The organism is Solitalea canadensis DSM 3403 (genome assembly GCF_000242635.2).
Lineage (GTDB): Bacteria > Bacteroidota > Bacteroidia > Sphingobacteriales > Sphingobacteriaceae > Solitalea > Solitalea canadensis.
Window position 1 is genome coordinate 4,398,632 of sequence record NC_017770.1, and the last position, 19,752, is coordinate 4,418,383.

At 39.4% G+C, this 19,752-nt stretch carries 16 protein-coding genes; 8 read left to right on the forward strand and 8 right to left on the reverse strand.

Translation table 11 applies throughout. From position 1 onward, the window contains the following. Positions 1-111 precede the first annotated feature (111 nt). From SOLCA_RS18430 to SOLCA_RS18460, 7 genes are all read right to left on the reverse strand, one after another. Positions 112-2,106 (reverse strand): fumarate reductase/succinate dehydrogenase flavoprotein subunit, encoded by a 1,995-nt coding sequence (locus SOLCA_RS18430; protein WP_014681986.1) that lies wholly within the window; start codon positions 2,104-2,106, stop codon positions 112-114. A 14-nt stretch (positions 2,107-2,120) separates the two neighbouring features. Then, a complete protein-coding gene (locus tag SOLCA_RS18435) occupies positions 2,121-2,810 on the reverse strand; it encodes a succinate dehydrogenase cytochrome b subunit (protein WP_014681987.1) in 690 nt (229 codons plus the stop codon). A gap of 257 nt (positions 2,811-3,067) precedes the next feature. Further along, entirely contained in the window at positions 3,068-4,405 is a 1,338-nt protein-coding gene (locus tag SOLCA_RS18440) for an anaerobic C4-dicarboxylate transporter family protein (protein WP_014681988.1), read from the reverse strand. A gap of 91 nt (positions 4,406-4,496) precedes the next feature. After that, positions 4,497-5,555: a type II asparaginase gene (locus SOLCA_RS18445; protein ID WP_014681989.1), complete on the reverse strand. Its 1,059-nt coding sequence runs from the start codon at positions 5,553-5,555 to the stop codon at positions 4,497-4,499. A 30-nt stretch (positions 5,556-5,585) separates the two neighbouring features. Continuing rightward, the gene (aspA, locus tag SOLCA_RS18450) at positions 5,586-6,995 is read right to left on the reverse strand and encodes an aspartate ammonia-lyase (protein WP_014681990.1); all 1,410 of its coding nucleotides are present in this window, start codon (positions 6,993-6,995) and stop codon (positions 5,586-5,588) included. Positions 6,996-7,038: 43 nt separating this feature from the next. Next, positions 7,039-8,235, reverse strand: coding sequence for a porin (locus SOLCA_RS18455; protein WP_014681991.1), 1,197 nt, complete (start codon positions 8,233-8,235; stop codon positions 7,039-7,041). A 229-nt stretch (positions 8,236-8,464) separates the two neighbouring features. Beyond that, positions 8,465-9,961: a Do family serine endopeptidase gene (locus tag SOLCA_RS18460; protein WP_014681992.1), complete on the reverse strand. Its 1,497-nt coding sequence runs from the start codon at positions 9,959-9,961 to the stop codon at positions 8,465-8,467. A 165-nt stretch (positions 9,962-10,126) separates the two neighbouring features. On the opposite strand from SOLCA_RS18460, the gene dapF reads away from it, so the two are divergent. After that, a complete protein-coding gene (gene dapF / locus SOLCA_RS18465) occupies positions 10,127-10,915 on the forward strand; it encodes a diaminopimelate epimerase (RefSeq protein ID WP_014681993.1) in 789 nt (262 codons plus the stop codon). Positions 10,916-10,928: 13 nt separating this feature from the next. Next, positions 10,929-12,272 carry a sigma-54-dependent transcriptional regulator gene (locus tag SOLCA_RS18470; protein WP_014681994.1) on the forward strand — a complete coding sequence of 448 codons (1,344 nt, stop codon included), beginning with the start codon at positions 10,929-10,931 and terminating at the stop codon, positions 12,270-12,272. Positions 12,273-12,311: 39 nt separating this feature from the next. Here SOLCA_RS18470 and SOLCA_RS18475 read toward each other — a convergent pair whose 3' ends face one another. After that, complete coding sequence (locus SOLCA_RS18475) at positions 12,312-13,028, reverse strand: DUF2490 domain-containing protein (RefSeq protein WP_042480162.1); 717 nt, start codon at positions 13,026-13,028, stop codon at positions 12,312-12,314. 100 nt (positions 13,029-13,128) lie between these two features. On the opposite strand from SOLCA_RS18475, the gene SOLCA_RS18480 reads away from it, so the two are divergent. The 6 genes from SOLCA_RS18480 to kdpC all read left to right on the forward strand — a co-directional run bounded on the left by SOLCA_RS18480 (position 13,129) and on the right by kdpC (position 19,690). After that, a complete protein-coding gene (locus SOLCA_RS18480) occupies positions 13,129-13,770 on the forward strand; it encodes a hypothetical protein (protein WP_014681996.1) in 642 nt (213 codons plus the stop codon). 192 nt (positions 13,771-13,962) lie between these two features. Next, positions 13,963-14,739 carry a hypothetical protein gene (locus tag SOLCA_RS18485; protein ID WP_014681997.1) on the forward strand — a complete coding sequence of 259 codons (777 nt, stop codon included), beginning with the start codon at positions 13,963-13,965 and terminating at the stop codon, positions 14,737-14,739. Positions 14,740-15,155: 416 nt separating this feature from the next. Then, positions 15,156-15,233 carry a K(+)-transporting ATPase subunit F gene (gene kdpF, locus SOLCA_RS23990; RefSeq protein WP_157604770.1) on the forward strand — a complete coding sequence of 26 codons (78 nt, stop codon included), beginning with the start codon at positions 15,156-15,158 and terminating at the stop codon, positions 15,231-15,233. Between the two features lie 3 nt (positions 15,234-15,236). After that, positions 15,237-16,952: a potassium-transporting ATPase subunit KdpA gene (gene kdpA / locus SOLCA_RS18490; protein WP_014681998.1), complete on the forward strand. Its 1,716-nt coding sequence runs from the start codon at positions 15,237-15,239 to the stop codon at positions 16,950-16,952. A 13-nt stretch (positions 16,953-16,965) separates the two neighbouring features. Next, the gene (gene kdpB, locus SOLCA_RS18495; RefSeq protein WP_014681999.1) at positions 16,966-19,008 is read left to right on the forward strand and encodes a potassium-transporting ATPase subunit KdpB; all 2,043 of its coding nucleotides are present in this window, start codon (positions 16,966-16,968) and stop codon (positions 19,006-19,008) included. A gap of 121 nt (positions 19,009-19,129) precedes the next feature. After that, positions 19,130-19,690 (forward strand): potassium-transporting ATPase subunit KdpC, encoded by a 561-nt coding sequence (kdpC, locus tag SOLCA_RS18500; RefSeq protein WP_014682000.1) that lies wholly within the window; start codon positions 19,130-19,132, stop codon positions 19,688-19,690. Positions 19,691-19,752 lie beyond the last annotated feature (62 nt).

Genomic DNA, 19,752 nt, shown 5'->3' on the forward strand with positions numbered 1-19,752 from the left:
AAAATTTGAGGATTTGAGGATTACCCCCTTACTCAAATGATCAAATCGAAATGATTTAATATTAACCAATTGGCAAATCTGATAATTCTCAAATTCACCTATTCTCAAATTTTATTTATAGCTACGTTGAGCAATTTTAATGTTCTCGTATTTTAGCTCTTCTTTGTGAAGTTCCCAATTGCTTTCGCTTTTGAACTCCCAGGCAGCAACGTATGCATAATTTTCATCATCACGCATTGCTTCTCCTTCTTCAGTTTGGTATTCTTCACGGAAGTGACCGCCACAAGATTCATTACGTTTCAACGCGTCCATACACATCAACTCTCCTAGTTCAAGGAAGTCTGCCACGCGACCAGCTTTTTCAAGCTCAGGGTTAAGCTCATCGGCCGAACCAGGTACACGAACATCTTTCCAAAACTCTGCACGAAGCTCACGGATTTCCTGAATTGCTTCTTCCAATTCTTTAGCGTTTCGAGCCATACCACATTTATCCCACATAATTTTACCTAGTTTTTTGTGGAAATGGTCAACCGTTTTAGAACCGTTAATCGTTAGTAAAGTATTGATTCTGTCGGTAACTGCTTTTTCTGCTTCAACAAAAGCCGGGTGATCAGTTGGAATTGCTTTAGTACGAATTTCGTTTGATAAATAAGCACCAATAGTGTAAGGAATCACGAAATATCCATCAGCTAAACCTTGCATCAATGCAGATGCTCCTAAACGGTTCGCGCCGTGATCAGAGAAGTTAGCTTCACCTAAAGCATACATACCAGGAACTGTTGTCATCAGGTTGTAATCAACCCAGATACCGCCCATGGTGTAGTGTACCGCCGGATAAATTTGCATTGCCTCATTGTAAGGATTTACTCCGGTAATTTGCTCGTACATATCGAACAAGTTTCCATATTTCTCCTTTACAACAGCCTTACCTAACTCAACGATCTTAGCAGCTGATGCGTCGATATTATGTTTGGTAGCTTCAATTTTGCCATAACGCTCAATTGCTGCTGCGAAATCCAAATATACAGCCTGACCTGTAGCATTTACGCCGTAACCGGCATCACAACGCTCTTTAGCAGCGCGTGAAGCAACGTCACGAGGAACAAGGTTACCAAATGCAGGGTATCTTCTTTCCAAATAATAATCGCGATCGTCTTCAGCTATATCATTAGGGCCTTTTTTGCGGGTACGCAAAGCTTCGGCATCCTCTTTTTTCTTAGGCACCCAAATACGTCCGTCGTTACGTAACGACTCCGACATAAGGGTTAATTTTGATTGGTGATCACCCGAAACCGGTATACAAGTTGGGTGGATCTGAGTGTAGCATGGATTACCAAAGTAAGCTCCTTTTTTGTGGGCTTTCCATGCTGCTGTAACGTTACAACCCATCGCATTGGTTGAAAGGAAGAAAACGTTACCGTAACCACCGGTACATAATAAAACTGCATGACCGAAGTGACGCTCGATCTTACCGGTTACCATGTCACGTGCAATAATACCACGGGCTTTACCATCGATAATTACCACATCTAACATCTCGTGGCGGGTATACGATTTTACAGAACCCATACCTACCTGGCGTTGTAAACCAGAGTAAGCACCTAACAGTAGCTGTTGGCCGGTTTGTCCTGCCGCGTAAAAAGTACGTTGAACCTGAGTACCACCAAAAGAACGGTTACTCAATAATCCACCGTATTCGCGGGCAAATGGAACACCAGCAGCCACGCACTGATCAATGATGTTACCACTCACTTCCGACAAACGATGAACGTTTGCTTCGCGTGCACGGTAGTCACCACCTTTAATAGTATCATAAAACAAACGATAAACGCTGTCGCCATCGTTTTGATAATTCTTTGCTGCGTTGATACCGCCTTGTGCTGCAATTGAGTGAGCACGGCGGGTAGAATCCTGGTAACAGAATACTTTTACTTTGTAACCCATCTCTGCCAATGAAGCAGCAGCTGAGGCACCAGCCAAACCTGTTCCAACAACTATGATTTCAAGGTTACGCTTATTTGCAGGGTTTACCAATGGTACGGTTGAACGGTATTTTTTCCATTTTTCCGCCAATGGTCCTTCAGGTATTTTTGAATCTAAAGCCATATGATGATCAGATTTTACTTGTTAATAACGAAATAAACGTAAAGTGGCATTAAAGCAAACAATACAGGAACAATGATTGAGAACCATTTTCCGATTGATTTAATTGCCGGAGTGTATTTATAATGATTTAGTCCTAAAGACTGGAATGCACTTTGAAAACCGTGCATTAAGTGGTATGATAATGAAATCATTGATAACACGTAAACCACAACTAGGATAACATTGCTGAACACATGTTTCATTTGAGCAAACATATCATGAGAACCAGGTGTTGCTCCTTCCGGAATTTCACCGCCGATTCCTAATCGTGCTTTAATCCAAAAGTTATCCAGGTGAATGATAAGGAAGATCAGAATTAAAGTTCCTAATAAACCCATTGATCTTGAATACCATTTACTGTTAACGTTCGATCCTGACACAGCGTAATCGTCTGGACGAGCAGCCTTATTACGACGTGTTAGAATAATAGATTGAACAATGTGCAGGATAATGCCCGCGAACAGAACAAATTCCATTGAACGGATTACCCAATTTGTACCCATAAAATGAGCCGCTGCATTAAATAGCTCACCCGAACTATCTAGAAAAACCATAGAGTTGACCCCTACGTGCACTATTAAAAAAGCGATCAGGAAAATGCCTGTGAAGCCCATCACAAACTTTCGCCCTATGGATGATGTAAAAAAAGATGAAGAACTACTCATTTTTACGAGATTTTATTTTTGGAACACAAATGTATCTAAAAATTGAAAAGAAGCTCAAAAAACCCATTATTTAGATTCGTTCTTATCATTTTTTTACTAATGGGATAGGCATTTTTACTTTGAAACTTTTCTCCGCATTCCAGACACATTTCATTAATTACACTCTATCAGTTTGTTATATCAGTTTTCGTGTATTTGTAAGGCTATCGATTCATGATATAACCCGTTTATTTACCAAATAACGTTTTTTGAACTGTTTAGATCCCGAAAAGGCTTACCAACAAAAAGCCTACGGCCACTGAAACAATCCAGGCGACCAATCCGGGTAGCATAAAGCTATGGTTTAATACATATTTTCCTATTCTTGTTGTTCCGGTTTCATCAAAACCAATGGCTGCTATCAATGTTGGATAGTTAGGAATGAAAAAATAACCATTAACGGAAGGGTACATCGCGATTAGTGCACCTCCTGGAATTCCTAACGACAACCCTAATGGCATCAACGCACGTACAGTGGCAGCCTGACTAAATAACAATATTGACATAACAAACAATGCTATGGCAAATGTCCATGGGTATTGCGTTGCCATACCTTTAAGTCCGCCTTCTATAAATGCATAATTACCCTCTATAAAGGTATCCCCCATCCAAGCTACCCCAAAAATGGCAATTACCGCTTCGGAACCCGCTCTAAAAATATTTCCGGTCGAAACCTCAACTACTTTACGCACTTTTCCTACTATTAATATTAACGCTGCAGCGCTAAGCATTACCATTTCTATTAAACTTGTCATTGACATCGAAACTCTATTACCTCCTTTGTTTATCCATTCCGGGCGAAGAGAAGCATTTGCTCCGAATATTACAATGACTAAAACCGCAAATAAAAAAACTAAGACCGATAATTTCGCACTCTGAGGGATTTTACTCATGTCGATCGGTTCTGTTGTCTTATTAATTGATTCGACAAAATCAGGATCCTCTAATCGTTCATTATAGATTGGATCATCTATCAGTTCAACACCTACTTTTGTTGATACTAAAGCCGCAGCCAGTACTCCTGCTAATGTTGAAGGAATACAAATCATCAAAATAGAACTTAGTTCAATGTGTTGAGGAGCTAACAATACTGCCATTGCTACTGTTGCGGCGGTAATCGGACTGGCCGTAATTGCCTGTTGAGAAGCAATCACTGAAACCCCCAATGGTCTTTCGGGTCGAATACCTGTTTTCGTAGCTAATTCAGCAATAATAGGAAGAATGGAGTACGCAATATGCCCTGTGCCTGCCAAAAAAGTAAACACATAACAAACTAATGGGGCTAAGATGGTTATTCGTTTGGGGTTTTTACGAAGAATTTTTTCAGCAATTGCTACCATATAGGTTAGCCCTCCTGAAGCTTGCAGTGAGGCCGATGCCGAGATTACTGCAATAATAATAAGCATTACATCAATCGGAGGAGCAGTTGGACGTTCATGAAAAACAAATGTTAATATACACAATCCTACTCCGCCCATTACTCCAAGGCCTATCCCTCCTATTCTGGCCCCCATAAAAATAGCGGCAAGAACAACTAATAATTCAATATAAAACATAGCGATGCTTTAATAAGCCTTTCATAAAAATTAAGTGTTATAAACAAAGAATGTTTGCAGCTCGGTTCTGCAAACATTCCTATTATGAGTGTTAATATTGAAAGAAGATATCTTGAAGCTTAGCCTTGTCGCTGGTTTTTGTCAATGCTAGCATCAACAAGATCCTGGCTTTTTGTGCATTCAAGTCATCCGATACAATTGTTCCGAGTGCGGCATCATCTACCTCATCATGAAGTGTAACACGACCACCTGGTGTACGAGTAGCTCTAACCACAATAACACCTTTATCTGTAGCAGCCTTAATTGCATCGTAATTTTTCTTGTTCATATTACCATTACCCACACCTGTAAAAATAATTCCCTTTGCTCCCGCCGCAACAAATGCATTAAGCGCTGTAGGATCAGCATCTGCATACATATAAGCTACATCAACTCTTGGTAGAGAGGTGGTAGAATTTACATCGAAAGGAGTGTCCTTATTTCCTTTGCGTACAGGATTATAGTAGTATTCTACTTTCTGATCATAGATCAAACCTACCGGACCAAAGTTGGTCGACAAGAAAGTCTCTAGTGCTGTAGAGTTGGTTTTGGTAACCGAACGTGCATCAAACACTCGCTCATTCATAGCAAGCATTACGCCTCTACCCTGACTTTTAGGATCGGCAGCAACAACTACTGCATCCAGTAAGTTTTTGGGGCCATCAGCACTAATTGCTGTTGCTGGACGCATTGCTCCAACTAAAATTACTGGCTTATCATATTTCACTGCCAAATCCAGAAAATAAGCTGTCTCCTCTTGAGTATCGGTACCGTGGGTAATAACGATGGCATCCGCTTCATTTTTTGCAAATATTTCATTGATACGTTTGGCCAATTTCAACCAAACCTCAATAGACATATCCTGACTACCGATTGAAGCTACTTGTTCACCAGTAATTTTAGCAATTTTGTGAATCTGCGGAACTGCATTCAATAACTCATCAATTGGCAGCTTTCCAGCAGTATATGCAGCACGGTCTGCTGCCGCACCTGCACCCGCTATTGTTCCTCCGGTTGCTAAAATCTTTACCCTCGTGTTTTGAGCATACGCTACGGTCGTAAACGTTACCGTAACCAAAAGCAAAAAGAAATTTGTTAAAGAGCGTTTCATATTAACATTTTTTTTATTTGAAAGACATTACTATTCCTTAATAAATTTAGGATGTATCATATTCTCAATACTATAAATCTCATCCCATTTTTCCTGGGTAATCAGCTTTCTGTCTTTTACCACAATATCATGCACTGATTTTCCGGTATTTAATGCCTCTTTGGCAATAGAAGCAGATTCCTCATAACCTAATATTGGATTCAAGGCTGTAACAATACCGATGCTATTCATTACCAGGTTTTTGCAGACATCAACATTTGCCGTAATTCCGCTGATACATTTAGAAACCAACGTATGAATTGCATTAGTCATGTACTCAAGTGAAGTAAACAGGCTAAAGCCAATTACCGGCTCCATTACATTTAGTTGTAATTGCCCTGCTTCTGCAGCAAGCGTGATAGTAACATCAGCACCAATTACATAATAGGCGGTTTGATTTACCACCTCAGGAATAACCGGATTTACTTTACCCGGCATAATTGATGATCCTGGTTGCATTTTAGGAAGGTTGATCTCATTTAATCCTGTACGCGGTCCAGACGAAAGCAATCTCAGATCATTACAAATTTTTGAGATTTTGATTACACTTCTTTTTAATGTTCCTGAAATTTGAACATAAGCGCCAGTATCTGAGGTTGCCTCAATTAAATCTTCAGACAGCGTAATTGGAATACCCGATATTTCAGCTAAGTATTTTGTACATAATTCTGGATAACCTTCCGGCGCATTGATCCGTGTGCCAATAGCGGTTGCTCCCATATTACATTCGCAAACCAGTTTTTGTGATTCGCGCATGCGTTGTATATCTTCACCAATTGTAGTTGCCCATCCGTGAAACTCCGAACCCAATGTCATTGGAACCGCATCTTGCAACTGAGTTCTACCCATCTTTAAAACCTCTTTAAACTCCTCAGCTTTCCTTGAAAAAGAAACTTGAAGCGCCTCTAAGGCTTTCACATAAATGTCGATCTTCTTATAAAGTGCAATACGGAATGCTGTCGGATAGGCATCATTGGTAGATTGAGAACAGTTCACGTGATTATTAGGATGCAGGAAGTCATATTCTCCTTTCTGTTTTCCCATGTATTCCAAACCAATATTCGCAATTACTTCATTGGCATTCATGTTACAGGATGTTCCTGCTCCTCCTTGAATAAGATCTGAAACAAACTGATCATTGTATTCTCCTGCGATAAGTTTATCGCTTGCATATACAATTGCTTCTGCAACTTTTGGGTCTAAAACATCGCAATCACGATTGGCCAATGCTGCAGCTTTCTTAACATACCCAAATGCTTGTATAAATAGTGGTTCTTTAGAAATTGGTATTCCGGTAATACTGAAGTTTTCTAATGCTCTTAATGTTTGTACTCCATAGTAAACTGAATTAGAAATTTCTTTTTCCCCAAGGAAGTCGTGTTCAATTCTTGATGATGACATAACTACAAATTTTAAAAATGATTGGTTCTGTGAAATGGATTTATTACAAGAATACTAACGGAGTGATTATTCCGAAAGTAAATCTATTATTGCTGTAATTGGTTTTATTTAAAGTGCTCTTTGCAAAATCTGTAAATCTGTAGTCGTGCCCTACATAACTCACAAAAATCTTTAAGTTAAGGTCTTTGGAAGGAAGAAACTCAACACCTGGTATATAACAATATCCTGTATAGATCTTCTGTTTTGACTCCGCATTGTCATAATAAACATCTGCTTTATTCCAATTTCCCTGATCGATGAAGCCCACAAAGAACAAGTTTACTTTAGGAACAACACGAAAGTCAAGACGGGTCCAATAACTATTATATACGGTGCCTTGAGCAACACGATCATCGTAGTTTGCACCATCCGTAATGTAATTGGAAACAATCCCTTCACGATCTATTTGCTCGCTACACCATTTATAATCAAACTGTACCCTGAATTTATTTGAAGGTGTTACCTGCACACCAATCGATGCATAATTAATATAGTAGTTTTTTGCTTCATTGAACAAACTGTAAGACCAGATCGTTTGAAGTTTGCCATCAAACATACTTCCACGCCAATTGGCTATATAAGCTAAAGGAGCCTTGCTTTGTTGAATGAAAGCTGTATCATTTGGATATAACTCTTCAAACGTTTTTGTTCTGGTATTTAATACCTGGAAAGAAAGTGAGTGATTTTTACTTAAGGTAAATCGGGTGCCAATACCGGTTAAGAAGTTATCAGCAGCATCAATAAAATCAGTGTATTGATAAATGTCAATTGGGTTGGCGTCAAACTCATATCCACCCCAATCGGCGCACATTTTACCTATTGACATGTACCAAAATTCAGAATCCTTTTTCATTTGAAACTCTACAAAAGCAAGGTCAGTTGAGCGACTGATATTATCTACCGACTCAGAAGTTGCCGGACGAGTATATCGATCCCTAAATCGAAAAAATGTCCTTTTACTAATGTTTCCCTTGAATTCGAGCCTGAATTGCTCCATTTGAAACCTGAAATTATTAAACCCATCCTGATCGAAATAAGCATTACCTGCTGCTCTGATATTAGCTATTAGGTTTACGTTTTTAAGTAGCTCTTGCTTTTCGATTGGAATAATTGACTTGGCAATTGTTGAATCTATTTGCTTCTGGGCAAATGAGATAAACGGGATGAACATTAAATAGAGTGCGTAAATTAATTTTTTCATGGCTTATTAATTTATAGAATATTCATGTTGAATGATTAATTATTAAGCAACACATAATGCAGACAGAATGAAAAACTAACTTAAATTTCAGAAAAGATGACGCTTTATTCCATTCAAGTTACACAATTAAATTAAAAGTAGAAAGACGATAGTCATTAAACAATGATTAAAAACAAAGGGGATTAACATTTCTGTTAACCCCCTTTGTAATAACTAATTAAATTTAAAACTATTTCGCAGCAGGGAATGAGAAGCTGTAACGAGATGATGGCTCATCCGGATAAATACCTTCAATATTTACCATGCCATTACGGCTACCATTTAGTGCTGATTTAACCTCTTCTTCAGACGAAACTACTTTGCCATTAACACGAGTGATTACAAATCCTTGCTGAATATCACTTTGTGCAAGGATGCCGTTTTCTTTTAATCCTGTAATCTTAACTCCACCCTGAACCTTATACTTTTTCTTCTCAGCATCATTTAGAGGACTGAATCTTCCGCCCAATGCATCAAATGTTGCATTTGAAGTTGATTTAACCAATGATGCTGTGTTTTCAGAGTTTTTAAGCACTACTTTAATGCTCTTTTCTGCTCCACCACGCAAAACGGTTAAATTAACCGCATCGCCAGGACGGTGTAATCCGATTTGCTCTTGAAGATCTGAGCCAGACCTAATATTTGCACCTTCAATTTTAGTGATCAAATCACCTTGTTTTACACCCGCCGCTGCAGCAGCACCACCTTCTAAAACCTCTTGAACATATACACCGTCAATAGTTTTGAGGCCTTTTTCTTTAGCAAAATCAGCGTTGTTTTCAGTAAAGCTAACACCTAAATAACCGCGCTGTACAGCACCAAAGTTTAAGATATCATTGATAACTTTTTTAACAAGGTTTACCGGAATAGCAAAGCCATACCCTTCATAAGCTCCTGTTTGTGAGGCAATTGCGGCATTAACGCCTATTAATTCACCATTAGTATTCACTAAAGCCCCTCCAGAGTTACCTGGGTTAATTGCGGCATCCGTTTGGATAAACGCTTCAATCGGGCGAGAGTCAGGATCATTACGGTCGCCTAAAATACCGATATTACGTGCTTTTGCGCTGATAATCCCTGCGGTAACGGTTGATGTTAAGTTAAAAGGATTACCTACAGCCAAAACCCACTCTCCTACTTTAACTGCATCAGAATTTCCATATTTTACAAATGGAAGGTCTTTTCCATCAATTTTTACTAATGCCAGGTCTGTGTTGGGGTCTGCACCGATCAACTTTCCTTTAAAAGAACGTTTATCGTTCAACACCACTTGAATTTCATCGGCATTTTCTACTACGTGATTGTTGGTAACAATGTAACCATCCTGCGTTACAATTACCCCTGAGCCCGAAGCGCGCTGAGGCTGACGACTGCGTCCTCTTCCGCCACCGCCTCCAAAGAAATCATCAAACATATCCCCAAAAGGATTATATTGCTGACCTCTGTTAGTTGAAGTATATGTAGTTTTTATGTGCACAACAGCCGGAGTAACCATGGCAGCAGCACCTGTAAAATCTACATCACCTGCTGATCCCACCATCGAACTCTTCTCATTGAAACCAACAAACTTTACATTCTGCTTGTCTTCAATCGTTTGCTCTTGTTTGCTTTCAAAAACTTTATATGCCCCAACGGCTATCATTCCGCCCACACATGCGGTCAATAAGGTTAAAGCTGTTTTTTTCATGTTACTATTATTTATTCCTAAATTTCTACTTTTTTACTCTTTTATTCCAAAAATAATACTCATTTGCTTCAAAAACCAGTTGGCTTTCTATTAGTTTTGTAAAATTGAACTTACAAACTACGAAACGGTTCGTATTCAAAATTATTATAACAAAATGAATTTTTAATGAAGCTCAAGTTTTATAAATATCAAGGTGCCGGTAATGATTTCGTGTTGATCGACAACAGAAATAAAACATTAACTGTTGATGTAAAACTATTCGCTCACCTTTGCGACCGTCGTTTTGGTATCGGAGGCGATGGCATTATGCTACTTCAAAATCACCCCGGGTTTGATTTTGAAATGATCTACGCCAATTCCGATGGTAGACCAAGCACTATGTGCGGAAACGGTGGCCGCTGCATTACTGCATTTGCTAATCACTTAGGCATTTTTAATGCCGAAACTAATTTCATTGCCGTAGATGGACCACATTATGCCAAATTGACCGAAAAAGGGGTAAGTCTGGAAATGATTGATGTGAGTGAAATTGAGTCCAACAGTGATTTCTTTGTATTAAACACAGGTTCTCCTCATTACGTAAAAGAAGTAAGCGACGTTAAAGATCTTAATGTTTTTGAGTCGGGCAGATCCATACGATACAATGATCGTTTTAAAGCGGAAGGTATTAATGTAAACTTTGTTGAAGATAAAGGCGATCATCTTATTGTCCGTACCTACGAACGCGGGGTTGAAGACGAAACGCTTGCTTGCGGTACCGGAGTTACCGCTGTCGCTTTGGCCATGATGAAGAAAAAAGGATTAACCGGAACCCACACAACACATATTAAAGCAATGGGTGGAGATCTTTCTGTTACGGCAACCACATCTGATGGAAACGCTTTCACTAGTGTATTCTTAGAGGGCCCGGCAGATTATGTTTTTGAAGGTGAAATTGAAATAGAAACCGTTTAGCTGTATATCACTTATGTCAAGCGGAACTTTATTGATAATTGATGACGAAGAGAAGCTTCGAAAACTGTTAGCCCGTATTCTTTCACTGGAAGGCTATACTGTTTTGGAGGCAGCAACAGGTAAGGATGGCCTTAAAAAACTGGAGCGAGAACACGTTGACCTTGTTTTGAGTGATGTAAAACTACCAGACGCAAACGGTGTTGAATTAACACAAACAATTCATACCCAATTTCCTTCTGTTGAAATTATTGTTTTAACTGCTTACGGAACGATTGCCGATGGGGTTAAGGCAATAAAAAACGGTGCTTTCGATTATATTACCAAGGGAGATGATAATGACAAAATCATTCCTTTAGTGGCAATGGCGATGAAACGCTCGCTAGATCGCCAGGAGATCACTCGCTTATCAAAGAAATCAGGCGAAAAATATAGCTTCGACCAAGTTATTGGGAATTCGAAGCAAATAAAAGAAGCCATTTCACTTGCACAAAAAGTAGCAGGAACAGACGCCACCGTTTTACTTTTAGGCGAAACTGGTACGGGAAAAGAGGTGTTTGCGCAAGCAATACATGAGGCTGGCAATCGAAAAAACAAAGCTTTTGTAGCCATTAATTGCGGTGCATTTAGTAAGGAGCTGTTGGAAAGTGAACTGTTTGGCTATAGAGCCGGTTCGTTTACAGGAGCAACTAAGGATAAACCCGGATTGTTTGAAGAAGCGCATGGAGGAACCATTTTTCTGGATGAGATTGGTGAAATGAACATCGACCTCCAAGCTAAACTATTACGAGCCCTTGAAACCGGAGAATTTTTAAAAATCGGTGATACCAAACCCACTAAAGTTGACGTACGAATTATTGCTGCAACTAACCGGGATCTAAAAATTGAAAGTGAGCAGGGTCGTTTCCGGTCGGATCTGTTTTATCGATTAAGTGTATTTCAAATAAAACTACCGCCGCTGCGTGAGCGTACAAAGGACATTGAAGAAATTGCCAATTTCTTTTTACGTTACTTTTCTGCAAAGAACAACAAGAAAATTGCTTCAATGAGCACGGATTTCCTGGAGAAATTACACTCGTACTCATGGTTGGGCAATATCCGCGAGTTGAAAAACATAATGGAGCGCGCTGTTATTCTTAGCGATTCCGACCAGCTTACAATGAATGAGCTTCCTTATGAAATTCTATTTTCTACCGATTCTCCTAACGGTGTAACCTCGACTTTCGACCTTGCGACAGTAGAAAAAATGCATATTCAAAAGGTCCTTCAACACACCAAGGGCAACAAAACAGAAGCTGCTCGATTATTAAATATCGGCTTGACTACCCTTTACCGAAAAATTGAGGAGTATAAATTATAATACCCGGTCTATTGTAAAGGGCTGAACAACTGTGTTAAATCAGAATCGGGTATTAAGCACCACATGAATTATATTATTTACCAATGTTGATCCGCTTTTTTGCTTTACCAATTGATTCATATAGCCGGCCTCCACATCAATTACATGATTAATTCGGTAACCGATTGCTGCATATGCCCGGTTTTGATCAAAAAAGCTATTATTGGTTGTTTCCTTATTGATGTAATTAAACATTATTTCCTCTTGAAAGGCTCCGTAAAAGCCTTTAACAAAAGAGGAATCCTTTCTAAACGGCAAAACACCTCTTACGTAATACCGAAATCGTTGTTGCGATTTATAATCATCGGGAGCTGCAACCGAACTGATCCATCGTTGTTCTAACCGAAACCGATGATTAAATGTTACTCGTCCGGCTTTATGATTAATTATTAATTGTTCCCAAATCCTATGCTCATCAACTCTGTCATTTTCCCCATCTATAATCACATGATTGGAAGCGTAAGCGTATCCTAAACCTGTTTTTAAGTGATTATTGATCTTATAAGAAATACCCGGACGAAGAACAAATTGCTGAAGTTTTTCATAACCGTTGGATGAACGGAATTGAGCATCAAAAGTAAACCCCCATTGAGTTTTTTTAGGTTGGACAGAAGTTGCCAACGCTACCCATCCTGAGTGTTGACTTTGTGCAAGCACTGGCTTAACAAACCATACCGAAAGGACAATAATTAATACCGCTTTTTTTTGTATTTTCATTAATAACTGGACTGATTTCGCGAAGCTACGATAGTATACAATAATTCTCCGAACAAAAATAAAAGAAGTAAATTCAGTATAAAGCATTATATCTTATACCATGAAACGAATCTATGGATTAGTCTTTCTACTTATTGTGCTAATTAAACCTCTTTTGATACAAGCTCAGGAAACTGAACGGATTTATATGCTTAGTGGTGTTATGGAAACTGCCGCCGGATTTCGCTTACTCACGGATCATACATTTGAATACTTTTTTTCTTACGGAGCGGCCGATAAATGGGGCAAAGGAACCTGGAAAAGGGTTGACAGCCTGATTATCTTTACAAGCTATCATCAACAACCTGAACAAGATTTTATACTGAAAGAAGCAAAAAAAACGAAAAACGACTTTCTCCAGATAACAGTTGCCGATTCTATACATAATCCTTACAGATACGTTGCTTGTCTTTTAAACGACAACGAACGATCAACCAATGAAAACGGCATTGTAACCTATCCTGCAGACTCAGCTCGTTACCTCCGCATGTATCATCCTATCTTTAGTATCCGGCTTACCACCATCAACCTGCCAAAAGACAAAAACGACTTCATCATAGGCCCTTCTTGTGATCTTTCCGAAGTCTTTTTTAATAACCTGGTTTTTACCGCCTCTCCAAACGAAATAACCTCAACTATTCTTCCTGGCTCTCCAGATCAGCCAATTGGCTCAAAAACCTTTCACTTTAAAGCTGAACAATAAACACGTAAAAACTGAAAAGTAAATGATATAAACCGTAACTTTATCTCTATAAATAGTAATACAAAAAATAAACTTAACCCATCGTTTTTGAGCTTTAGCTTTTTTCGATAAGCTTTCACCATCATTCCTCACCTCAATATTTATTGAAAACCACTTTTTATCTAATATAAACCACTTACAAAGGAGGTATTTATGAAATGGTATTCACTCACCAAATTGTTATTAACGATAATAGCACTTTCGCCTTTTTATGCGGTTAAGGGACAAGACGCACCCAAAGGACAGTTGTATTTAATACATGAAGACAAGGTAATCCCTTCTAAGGTTACTGAATATGAAGGCGCTGCAAAAGGCCTTGCGGATGCTTTTGCAAAATACACCAATGGCTCGTTAAAATATTGGGTTGCCAGCCGTGATGACTTTTCTTATATCTATGTTATTCCGGTAGGTAATTATGCAGGGGTAGACATGGTAGATAATACTTTTGCCGAACTGTCAAAAGCAATGGGAAAAGAAGCGATGGAAGCAACTATGAAAAAATTTGATGGCACATTTTCGACCCATCGCGATTACATGGTAAGCTTCAGGGCTGATCTTTCTTATTTACCTGATTTTCCGCCAGAAAACACCTTTAGACATTGGGACATTTATTATCTTGATCCTGACAAAGAAACGGAAGCTATGGCCATTGCTAAAGAATGGAAAGCCTTATTTGAAACCAAAAAGATTACCAGCGGTTACCGTTTTAGCATCGCCAACATAGGGCTCGAACCCGCATTTATTGTGGTACTCTCCGGAAAGAATGCCGCAGATTTTTATACGCAAAGACAAGAAGTAAATAAAATGCTGGGAGAAGCAGGTGCCACGTTGATGCAAAAAACATGGACGGTTGTAAAGCGAATTGACCGTAAAGATGGAAAACTACATTTGGATTTATCTTTTATGCCTGCTACAACAACCAAAAAATAAATAATCCTTTCTTTCATAATGATAAAAACCCTTCCAAAATGGAAGGGTTTATTTTTGCGCTATCCTATCTTCAATTTAATTTTTTCTTCCTTTTGCGCTCGATAAGAGACTCTTCCTGTTATTTCACTCCATAGCTACCACGTGCGGAACAACTTTTGGCATTAGCCTCACCAAAGAGTATTAATCAAATGAACTTAAACATTAAACGAACGGGCATAAAGGCCCTTAATCCCTACCAAATCTTAGTAGCCGGTTTTAGCCTGCTAATCATCATTGCATTGCTCATTCGCTTTATCTAACAATTACCAAAATGACCATTATTCTAATTCTAACCGGACTACTTTGTTTCTGGGTGTTTTTTAAATCAATAGATTTTTTTGAAAAGATCTAATTATTGGGGGTTAACAATAACAAACATGACAGCTTTATTCATTTTATCAATAGCGGTATTTATTTACCTCATTTATGTGCTGCTGAAGCCAGAAAAATTTTAAATCATGAACACAGAAATTATAGGAGTAATTTTTACTTACGCTATTACCGTATTACTTGCCATTCCATTAGGTAAATACATTGCAAAAGTATTTGGCGGTGAAAAAACCTGGTCAGATTTTATGGCACCAATGGAAAGTTTGTTCTTCAAACTCTCGGGAATCAATCCAAAACAAGAAATGAACTGGAAACAGTTCTTAAAGGCCCTGTTAACAATCAATATGGTTTGGTTTGTTTTTGGCTTTTTGCTTTTGTTGTTTCAGGGGGCACTTCCATTAAATCCAGACGGCAACCCAAGTCAAACACCTGATCTTGCTTTCAATACCATTATCAGTTTTATGGTAAACTGCGACTTACAGCATTATTCAGGCGAAAGCGGAGTAACCTACTTAACGCAGTTATTTGTAATGAACTTTCTAATGTTTGTAAGTGCCGCAACAGGTATAGCAGCACTAGTTGCCTTACTTAATGCCTTAAAAGCTAAAACAACAAACAACCTGGGAAACTTTTGGGAGATTTTTGTTAAAACAAACACCCGTATTTTGTTGCCCTTGTGCGTGGTAGTTGCTACCATTTTGATTTTTAATGGAACCCCGGCAAGTTATGCCGGTAAAGATGCTATCGTAACTCTTCAGGGTGATAGTGTGCAGGTGTCCAGAGGTCCTGCCGCAGGAATGATCGCTATTAAACACATTGGAACAAACGGCGGCGGTTGGTTTGGTGCTAATTCTGCCCATCCACTTGAAAACCCTAATTATATAACAGCGGTAACAGAGTTGGTAGCACAAGTATTGATTCCAATTGCAATGATCTTTGCCTTGGGATTTTACTTAAAACGCAAAAAGCTTTCCTATGTAATTTATGGCGTAATGACCATCGGAATGCTTTGCCTGGTTGTGCCAACGGTTGTTTCGGAGATAAACGGCAGTCCGGCTATTGAAAAATTGGGCATTGCTCAACCATCCGGAGCAATGGAAGGCAAAGAGGTGCGCTTCGGACCTGCTCTGTCGGGCTACTGGAGCACTGTAACAACAATTATTTCGACAGGATCAGTTAACTCAATGCACGACAGCAGCATGCCTGCATCTGGTATGTTTCAATTATTGGGCATGATGATCAACTCATTCTACGGAGGTTGCGGGGTTGGCATTCTCAACTATTTCATCTATATCATAATTGCAGTATTTATCTCAGGATTAATGGTTGGACGAACACCTGAGTTTATGGGGCATAAAGTAGAAGCCCGTGAAGTTAAGATTGCTGCACTGATCACTTTATTGAGCCCATTCCTAATTTTGGCTGGCACAGCTTTATCCTCATTTATGGTCACGCATCATGCCGAAATTGGATGGGCGACAAAACCGGCCGCATGGCTAAACAACCCTGATTTTCATGGATTCTCAGAAATGCTGTACGAATACACTTCAGCAAATGCCAACAACGGGTCGGGTTTTGAAGGATTAGGTGATAATAATATATTCTGGAATGTTACCACCGGGTTTGTGTTGATCCTTGGCCGTTTCCTTCCAATCATAGGCCCCGTTGCCATAGGTGGTTTATTAGCGGGTAAGAAATACATTCCTGAATCTGCAGGAACACTAAAAACCGACTCACTCACTTTTGGTGTGATGACCTTAACGGTGATTATCATTATCAATGCATTATCGTACTTCCCTGCATTGGCTCTGGGACCTATTGCTGAATATTTTACAATGAAGTAATCCGGAAACTAAAATGAAAAAATCTAGAAATATTCCATTGTTTGAAGCAACGCTTGTAAAAGAAGGCATTAAACAAGCGTTCGTCAAACTAAACCCCAAAACAATGTTCCGTAATCCGGTGATGTTTACCGTTGAACTTGGAACAGTTGTTATGCTTTTTGTGACTGTTTACTCCTTAAGCAATACTTCTCAAGGTTCGTTTTTATACAACCTTTCAATTTTTATCATTTTGTTCTTAACCGTGCTGTTCGCAAATTTTGCAGAAGCATTAGCAGAAGCACGTGGAAAAGCACAGGCAGATACATTAAGAAAAACCCGTGAAGAAACACCAGCGCGTCTGATTAAAAAATCCACCGATTCTTTAATTCAGGCAGAGCAAATAGTTTCCTCATCACAACTCAAAAAAGGGGATGTTTTTATTTGCGAAGCTGGCGACGTCATTCCTACAGATGGTGAAATTATGGAAGGTTTGGCTACCATTGATGAATCGGCAATAACTGGTGAATCTGCACCGGTAATTCGCGAAGCCGGGGGAGATAAATCTTCGGTAACAGGAGGAACAAAGGTATTATCAGATAAGATTATTGTGAGAGTTACCACCGAACCAGGCGAAAGCTTCCTTGATAAGATGATCGCCTTGGTGGAAGGGGCGTCTCGTCAGAAAACACCGAATGAAATCGCATTGACCATTCTGTTGGCCAGCTTCACATTGGTGTTCGTAATTGTATGTATTACGCTAAAACCATTTGCAGATTATGCAAACACGCCAATTACCATTGCAGCATTAATTTCATTATTTGTTTGTCTGATTCCAACCACTATTGGAGGATTGCTTTCTGCCATTGGAATTGCAGGAATGGATCGAGCATTACGCGCCAATGTGATCACGAAATCGGGAAAGGCTGTTGAAACTGCAGGCGATATTGACACGTTATTATTGGACAAGACCGGTACGATTACGATTGGTAATCGTAAGGCAACGAATTTCTGGCCAATAAATGGAACTGATCGTAATTTATTAGTAGAAACGAGTGTTTTAAGCTCCTTAGCCGACGAAACACCCGAAGGTAAATCGATCATTGAATTGGCAGGAATTAATATTGCTACTCTTAAACCTACTCATGCCGAATACATTGGCTTTACAGCAGAAACTCGTTGCAGCGGTGTAAATATTGGTGATGATCGGAGGATCCGCAAAGGCGCTTTTGATGCTATCAGAAACTTAGTTACAGCAGCGGGTAATAATATGCCAGTTGAAGCTGAAAATAGGGTAAAAGAGATTGCTTCCAAAGGGGGCACTCCGTTGGTTGTTTCGCAAAACGAGCATGTTATGGGGGTTGTTGAATTGCAGGACATTATTAAGCCAGGTATTTCAGAACGTTTTGAGCGTCTTCGCAAAATGGGTGTTAAAACCGTTATGGTTACAGGTGACAACCCATTAACCGCTAAGTTTATTGCAGAGAAAGCCGGCGTCGATGATTTCATCGCAGAAGCTAAACCTGAAGATAAAATGAATTACATCAAAGCTGAGCAAAACCAAGGAAAACTGGTAGCAATGATGGGAGATGGAACCAATGACGCACCGGCTCTTGCCCAAGCAGATGTGGGAGTTGCAATGAACAGCGGAACCCAAGCCGCAAAAGAAGCCGGAAACATGGTAGACCTCGACAATGACCCCACCAAGCTAATCGAGATCGTTGAAATTGGTAAACAATTACTAATGACTCGTGGTACGCTTACTACCTTTTCCATTGCCAATGACGTGGCAAAATATTTTGCCATAGTACCAGCCCTGTTTATGGCTTCAATTCCAGCATTGCAAGGATTAAATATCATGAAGCTAACCAGTCCTGAAACAGCCCTCTTATCAGCGGTTATTTTCAACGCAATCATTATCCCGTTGTTAATTCCATTGGCATTAAAAGGAGTTGCGTACAAACCAATTGGAGCAAGCAAATTACTACGACGCAATCTATTGATCTATGGTTTGGGTGGTATAATAGCCCCTTTTATCGGCATAAAATTGATCGATGTTTTGTTAACAATGTTTATGTAAGTAAGGCCCTAAGATGCTGTCATCCTGAGGCACGAAGGATCTGTTACGAAAGAGCTACAATGCAACAGATCCTTCCTTCGTCAGGATGACAATAAAGGGGCAATCTAAAATCTAACTTAAAATGAAAAAATATCTTCTTCCCTCAATAATGATTACCGGAATACTATCAGTATTACTAGCCGGATTATATCCATTATTTCTTTCGGGAATTGCAAAGTTTGTTCCCGGCAATGGTGATGGTGAAAAAGTAATGGCAAAGGGCCGTGTTGTTGGTTATGCCAATGTTGGACAAAAATTTACCGACGACAAATACTTCCAAGGTCGCCCTTCTGCTGTTGATTATAACGCAGCTGGATCGGGAGGTTCAAACAAGGGACCATCTAATCCTGATTATTTAAAAACCGTTCAAGAGCGCATTGACACATTCATGGTCCATAATCCTACTGTAAAAAAGGAAGATATACCTGCGGAATTAGTTACAGCTTCTGGAAGCGGCCTTGACCCCGACCTTTCACCTGCAGGCGCGAATGCCCAAGCTCCACGCATAGCCAAAGTTAGGGGTGTCGCTGTTGAAAAGCTTTACAAGCTTATTGACCAACACACAGAAAATCAACTTTTTGGATTGGGCCCGCAGAAAGTGAATGTATTAAAACTAAATGTCGCATTAGATGAATTGAAGTAGTCTTTCCAGGTGTAAGGCTTTGATTCGGGATATAAGAAACTGTTGAATACGCTAAGTAGTTA